This window comes from Streptomyces sp. PA03-6a (genome assembly GCF_033792765.1).
Lineage (GTDB): Bacteria > Actinomycetota > Actinomycetes > Streptomycetales > Streptomycetaceae > Actinacidiphila.
In genome coordinates this window covers 1-4,758 of sequence record NZ_JARAVK010000426.1, presented here as the reverse complement: position 1 = coordinate 4,758, position 4,758 = coordinate 1, and the positions used below count along the sequence as shown (strand labels likewise).

Below are 4,758 nucleotides of genomic sequence, written 5' to 3'. Positions count from 1 at the left end.
CGCCCGGTTACATTTCGAACCCGGAAGCTAAGCCTTTCAGCGCCGATGGTACTGCAGGGGGGACCCTGTGGGAGAGTAGGACGCCGCCGAACAATCTTTAGTAGCCGTGCCCCCGGACCCAGTCCGGGGGCACGGCTCTTTGGCGTATCCACACCCGCTGTTCATGTTCAGATCAGCAACGCATCACCGGCTGCGGTGATCCTTGCCGGAACGGGTAAGTGGAGGTGAGCCTGATGCAGCAGTTTCTGGTTCAGGGTGCTGAAGTAGCCGCGCTGGAGGACGAGTTCGCGTCCGCGGTGGACGGGCGTCATGCCGTCGCCGTCGACTCGGCGACCTCCGCGTTGCATCTGGCGCTGCTCTCGCTCGGCATCGGTGCCGGCGAGGAAGTGATCCTGCCGTCGTTCGCGCCGGTGGAGACCGCGGCCGCCGTGCGGCTGGCCGGTGCGGTGCCGGTCTTCGCCGACATCGACCCGCTGACGTTCTGCCTCGACCCGGAGGCGGTGGCCGCCGCGATCACGCCCCTCACGGTGGCGATCCTGCCGGTGCACCTCTTCGGACACCCCGCCGCCGTCGACCAGATCACCGACATCGCCGCCCGGCACGGTCTGGCGATCGTCGAGGACGCCACCCAGGCCCAGGCGGCGACGCTGGCCGGCCGCCGGGTCGGCACCTACGGGGCGCTGAGCGTGTTCGCCGTCGAGGAGGGCGCCGTGGTGACCACGGAGCACCCCGAACTGGCCGGTGCCGTCAAGAGGCTTCGGGACACGGCCCACGCCAGGGCCCGGATGACCGACGGCAAGGCGGCCGCGGGCCGCGGGGTGCTGGCGAAGCTCGCCGGTTCCGTGGCCCGGCAGCGGGCCAACTGCCGTTACCTGGACTCGGCCCTGACCGGTGTCCTGGTGCCGTACGTGGAGCCCGGCGCGCACCACGTCTACCACCGCTACACGGTGCGGATACCCGGCAACGGCCGGCCGGACCGGGACGCGTTCGCGATGGCCCTGGCCGCGCGCGGCGTGCAGGCGAACGTGAGCATCCCGACCCCCGTGCACCGGTTGCCGGAGTACCGGTCGAGCTCGTACCTGCCCCGCACGGAGAAGGCGGCCGGCGAGACGCTGTCCCTGCCCGTCCACCCGGGTCTGACGGAGAAGGAGTTGGAGCGGATGGCCGTGGCGTGCAACACGCTCGGCGGACTGCTCTGAAGCCGGGCGCTCCCGTCGGGCCGTGCGTCGATCGGATTTCCGAACCGGGGCGTGGATGCGTTAAGATCCTTCACGTCGACGCGCCCCAATAGCTCAGTCGGCAGAGCGTCTCCATGGTAAGGAGAAGGTCTACGGTTCGATTCCGTATTGGGGCTCTGATGAGGAAAGGCCCCCGCCATCCGGCGGGGGCCTTTCTCGTTTCCCTTCCCCTTCGCGGACTGTCGCCGCTACGCGGGCAGTTCCGGGACGCGCATCGTGAGGATGGCCATGTCATCGGAGGGCGCGTCGGAGGCGAAGCGCTCGACGGCCCGCTGGATGCGGGCCGCCACGGCGCCCGCCGTGAGGCCCGTACAGGTGGCCAGGACGTCGGCGAGGCCGTCGTCGCCCAGCATGCGGGTGCCCTCGCGCCGTTCGGTGACGCCGTCGGTGACGCAGAGCAGGACGTCGCCGGGGTCGAGGGTGACGGTCTGCTCGACCAGTTCGAGGTCCTCGATGACGCCGAGCAGCGGCTGGGGTTCCGCGGCGGCTTCCACGACGCCGCTCTGCCGCAGTCGCAGCGGCAGGGGGTGGCCAGCGCAGACGACCTTCAGGACGGCGCTGCCGTCGCTCTGCGGCCACATCTCGCCGTAGAGGAGGGTGAGGAAGCGGCTGCGGGCCCCCTCGTCCAGGATGGCCGCGTTGAGCCGTTCCAGGACGGAGGGGCCGCTGAAGCCCTCGCGGGCGAGCAGCCGCAGCGCGTGGCGGGCGAGACCGGTCACGGCGGCGGCCTCGGGGCCCGTGCCGCACACGTCGCCGATGGCGAAGCCCCAGCAGCCGTCGCGGATGGGGAAGACGTCGTAGAAGTCGCCGCCGACCTCGTTGCCCTCGCCGGCGGCGCGGTAGACGACCTCGACCTCGACGCCGGGGATCACCGGCAGGCCGGGCGGCAGCAGGCTGCGCTGCAGGGACTGGCTGATGGCCGTGCGCTCGCTGTAGAGGCGGGCGTTGTCCAGGGCGAGGGCGGCCCGGCGGGACAGGTCCTCGGCGAGTTCGAGGATCTCCTGGCGGAAGCGCTCGTCGGCGGACCTGCCGAGGGTGAGCATGCCGATGACGCGGTTGCGGGCCACGAGCGGCAGGACGACCGTCTCGCCGCCGACCGCGGCCGCGGTCGCCAGGGCCGTGCCGGGGCCCGTGGCGGGCCGGCCCGCCACGGGCCCCGGCACGGCCCTGGCGACCGCGGCCGCGGTCGGCGGCGAGACGGTCGTCCTGCCGCTCGTGGCCCGCAACCGCGTCATCGGCATGCTCACCCTCGGCAGGTCCGCCGACGAGCGCTTCCGCCAGGAGATCCTCGAACTCGCCGAGGACCTGTCCCGCCGGGCCGCCCTCGCCCTGGACAACGCCCGCCTCTACAGCGAGCGCACGGCCATCAGCCAGTCCCTGCAGCGCAGCCTGCTGCCGCCCGGCCTGCCGGTGATCCCCGGCGTCGAGGTCGAGGTCGTCTACCGCGCCGCCGGCGAGGGCAACGAGGTCGGCGGCGACTTCTACGACGTCTTCCCCATCCGCGACGGCTGCTGGGGCTTCGCCATCGGCGACGTGTGCGGCACGGGCCCCGAGGCCGCCGCCGTGACCGGTCTCGCCCGCCACGCGCTGCGGCTGCTCGCCCGCGAGGGCTTCAGCGGCCCCTCCGTCCTGGAACGGCTCAACGCGGCCATCCTGGACGAGGGGGCCCGCAGCCGCTTCCTCACCCTCCTCTACGGCGAGATGTGGCCGCAGAGCGACGGCAGCGCCGTCCTGAAGGTCGTCTGCGCTGGCCACCCCCTGCCGCTGCGACTGCGGCAGAGCGGCGTCGTGGAAGCCGCCGCGGAACCCCAGCCGCTGCTCGGCGTCATCGAGGACCTCGAACTGGTCGAGCAGACCGTCACCCTCGACCCCGGCGACGTCCTGCTCTGCGTCACCGACGGCGTCACCGAACGGCGCGAGGGCACCCGCATGCTGGGCGACGACGGCCTCGCCGACGTCCTGGCCACCTGTACGGGCCTCACGGCGGGCGCCGTGGCGGCCCGCATCCAGCGGGCCGTCGAGCGCTTCGCCTCCGACGCGCCCTCCGATGACATGGCCATCCTCACGATGCGCGTCCCGGAACTGCCCGCGTAGCGGCGACAGTCCGCGAAGGGGAAGGGAAACGAGAAAGGCCCCCGCCGGATGGCGGGGGCCTTTCCTCATCAGAGCCCCAATACGGAATCGAACCGTAGACCTTCTCCTTACCATGGAGACGCTCTGCCGACTGAGCTATTGGGGCGCGTCGACGTGAAGGATCTTAACGCATCCACGCCCCGGTTCGGAAATCCGATCGACGCACGGCCCGACGGGAGCGCCCGGCTTCAGAGCAGTCCGCCGAGCGTGTTGCACGCCACGGCCATCCGCTCCAACTCCTTCTCCGTCAGACCCGGGTGGACGGGCAGGGACAGCGTCTCGCCGGCCGCCTTCTCCGTGCGGGGCAGGTACGAGCTCGACCGGTACTCCGGCAACCGGTGCACGGGGGTCGGGATGCTCACGTTCGCCTGCACGCCGCGCGCGGCCAGGGCCATCGCGAACGCGTCCCGGTCCGGCCGGCCGTTGCCGGGTATCCGCACCGTGTAGCGGTGGTAGACGTGGTGCGCGCCGGGCTCCACGTACGGCACCAGGACACCGGTCAGGGCCGAGTCCAGGTAACGGCAGTTGGCCCGCTGCCGGGCCACGGAACCGGCGAGCTTCGCCAGCACCCCGCGGCCCGCGGCCGCCTTGCCGTCGGTCATCCGGGCCCTGGCGTGGGCCGTGTCCCGAAGCCTCTTGACGGCACCGGCCAGTTCGGGGTGCTCCGTGGTCACCACGGCGCCCTCCTCGACGGCGAACACGCTCAGCGCCCCGTAGGTGCCGACCCGGCGGCCGGCCAGCGTCGCCGCCTGGGCCTGGGTGGCGTCCTCGACGATCGCCAGACCGTGCCGGGCGGCGATGTCGGTGATCTGGTCGACGGCGGCGGGGTGTCCGAAGAGGTGCACCGGCAGGATCGCCACCGTGAGGGGCGTGATCGCGGCGGCCACCGCCTCCGGGTCGAGGCAGAACGTCAGCGGGTCGATGTCGGCGAAGACCGGCACCGCACCGGCCAGCCGCACGGCGGCCGCGGTCTCCACCGGCGCGAACGACGGCAGGATCACTTCCTCGCCGGCACCGATGCCGAGCGAGAGCAGCGCCAGATGCAACGCGGAGGTCGCCGAGTCGACGGCGACGGCATGACGCCCGTCCACCGCGGACGCGAACTCGTCCTCCAGCGCGGCTACTTCAGCACCCTGAACCAGAAACTGCTGCATCAGGCTCACCTCCACTTACCCGTTCCGGCAAGGATCACCGCAGCCGGTGATGCGTTGCTGATCTGAACATGAACAGCGGGTGTGGATACGCCAAAGAGCCGTGCCCCCGGACTGGGTCCGGGGGCACGGCTACTAAAGATTGTTCGGCGGCGTCCTACTCTCCCACAGGGTCCCCCCTGCAGTACCATCGGCGCTGAAAGGCTTAGCTTCCGGGTTCGAAATGTAACCGGGCG

The 4,758-nt window shown here is 71.7% G+C and carries 2 protein-coding genes, 2 tRNA genes, 2 rRNA genes and 2 pseudogenes; 4 read left to right on the top strand and 4 right to left on the bottom strand.

Annotated elements, in window-relative coordinates:
* The 3 genes from rrf (PV350_RS44710) to PV350_RS44700 all read left to right on the top strand — a co-directional run.
* A 5S ribosomal RNA gene (rrf, locus tag PV350_RS44710) occupies nucleotides 1-92 on the top strand; the annotation flags it as partial.
* Between the two features lie 141 nt (nucleotides 93-233).
* Nucleotides 234-1,199 carry a DegT/DnrJ/EryC1/StrS family aminotransferase gene (locus PV350_RS44705; RefSeq protein WP_499514354.1) on the top strand — a complete coding sequence of 322 codons (966 nt, stop codon included), beginning with the start codon at nucleotides 234-236 and terminating at the stop codon, nucleotides 1,197-1,199.
* Nucleotides 1,200-1,281: 82 nt separating this feature from the next.
* Nucleotides 1,282-1,354 (top strand) — tRNA-Thr (locus PV350_RS44700).
* A 72-nt stretch (nucleotides 1,355-1,426) separates the two neighbouring features.
* Here the strand turns inward: PV350_RS44700 and PV350_RS44695 are convergent.
* A pseudogene (locus PV350_RS44695) lies at nucleotides 1,427-2,362 on the bottom strand (PP2C family protein-serine/threonine phosphatase); the annotation flags it as partial.
* 34 nt (nucleotides 2,363-2,396) lie between these two features.
* Here PV350_RS44695 and PV350_RS44690 point away from each other — a divergent pair.
* A pseudogene (locus PV350_RS44690) lies at nucleotides 2,397-3,332 on the top strand (PP2C family protein-serine/threonine phosphatase); the annotation flags it as partial.
* A 72-nt stretch (nucleotides 3,333-3,404) separates the two neighbouring features.
* Here PV350_RS44690 and PV350_RS44685 read toward each other — a convergent pair.
* The 3 genes from PV350_RS44685 to rrf (PV350_RS44675) form a co-directional block, all read right to left on the bottom strand.
* Nucleotides 3,405-3,477: transfer RNA gene (locus PV350_RS44685), tRNA-Thr, on the bottom strand.
* Nucleotides 3,478-3,559: 82 nt separating this feature from the next.
* Complete coding sequence (locus PV350_RS44680) at nucleotides 3,560-4,525, bottom strand: DegT/DnrJ/EryC1/StrS family aminotransferase (protein ID WP_499514354.1); 966 nt, start codon at nucleotides 4,523-4,525, stop codon at nucleotides 3,560-3,562.
* 141 nt (nucleotides 4,526-4,666) lie between these two features.
* Nucleotides 4,667-4,758 (bottom strand): 5S ribosomal RNA (rrf, locus tag PV350_RS44675); the annotation flags it as partial.

Coding starts and splice junctions, on each gene's coding strand:
- PV350_RS44705 (WP_499514354.1), top strand. CDS start 234: ATGCAGCAGTTTCTGGTTCAGGGTGCTGAAGTAGCCGCGCTGGAGGAC.
- PV350_RS44680 (WP_499514354.1), bottom strand. CDS start 4,525: ATGCAGCAGTTTCTGGTTCAGGGTGCTGAAGTAGCCGCGCTGGAGGAC.